The organism is Streptomyces sioyaensis (genome assembly GCF_004122735.1).
Taxonomy (GTDB): Bacteria; Actinomycetota; Actinomycetes; order Streptomycetales; family Streptomycetaceae; genus Streptomyces; species Streptomyces sioyaensis.
Genome location: NZ_SDIF01000281.1, coordinates 1 through 1,270 on the forward strand (window position 1 = coordinate 1; position 1,270 = coordinate 1,270).

A 1,270-nucleotide genomic window follows, 5' to 3' on the forward strand; every position below is an offset into this window, starting at 1 on the left:
CTCCCCGACGACACCCCCCACCACTTCATCCCCCTCCTCCGCCGCAACCGCCCCGAACAGACCGAAACCCTCACCGCACTCGCCCGCCTATGGACCAACGGACACCCAGTCGACTGGACCACCCTCCACACCGCAGCACCCGACCAACCCGTCGACCTCCCCACCTACCCCTTCCAACGTCAGCACTACTGGATCAAGAGCACCGCGACTGTCGGCAACATTGCTTCGATCGGTCTGGATGCCGCCGATCACCCGCTGCTGGGAGCGGCGATGATGCTGGCCGACTCGGACGGTGCACTGTTCACCGGACGTCTTTCCAAGGGCAGTCACCCCTGGCTGGCCGACCGCGCTGCCGAAGGGGCCGTGGTCTTCCCGGAGGCCGGGTTCGTCGAGTTGGCGATTCGGGCGGGGGATCAGGTCGGGTGTGGTGTGGTGGAGGAGTTGACGTTGGAGGCGCCGTTGGTGCTGCCGGCGCGTGGTGGTGTGCAGGTGCAGGTGGTGGTGGGGGCACCGGAGGGTGCCTCTGGTGTGCGTTCGGTCCGGGTGTTCTCGCGTGCTGAGGACGCGGCGGGTGACGGGGCGTGGTTGCGGCATGCGACGGGTCTGCTCGGCGCCACGGTGCGCAGTGGTGCCGATGATGCCGACTTCGGTGTGTGGCCTCCGGTGGGGGCGGTTCCCGTGTCGGTCGATGGCCTGTATGAGCGGTATGCGGACGCGGGATTGACGTACGGCCCTGTCTTCCAGGGACTGAAGGCCGCCTGGCGCCACGACGAGGAGTTGTACGCCGAGGTCGTGCTGCCCGAGCAGGCGGCGAAGGACGCGGAGCGGTTCGGCCTTCACCCGGCGGCTCTGGACGCTGCGATACAGAGTCTGGGGCTCCTGGGCGCCGCACCCGATGACGGATCGGCCGTGGAGCTGCGCCTGTGTGCGGAGTGGCGCGGCGTCTCGTTGCACGCCACCGGTGGCTCCGCACTGCGGGTGCGGCTTTCCCCGCTGGGCGCGGGCAGCGTGGCCGTGGAGATCGCCGACGCGGCCGGCGAGGCTGTCGCGTCGATCGAGTCGTTGACCCTCCGTCCGCTCCAGGCCGAGGAGTTGGTCGGCGGAGGTGAAACGGAATTCCCCGATTCGCTGTACCGGGTGGACTGGGTGCCGGCTGTTTCGACTTCGACTTCGACTTCGGCTTCGGCTTCCGCCGCGGCTGGGGCTTCGGCTACGGCCGTCGTCGTGGACTGTGAGGGTCTGGCGGGTGTGGTGGGTTCGCCGGATGTGG

At 69.0% G+C, this 1,270-nt stretch carries 1 protein-coding gene; it reads left to right on the forward strand.

Annotation, left to right across the window (positions count from 1 at the left end; translation table 11 throughout):
- Positions 1 to 270: 270 nt before the first annotated feature.
- On the forward strand, positions 271 to 1,270 hold a 1,000-nt coding region (locus EST54_RS33880), incomplete at its 3' end, for a polyketide synthase dehydratase domain-containing protein (protein ID WP_174857572.1).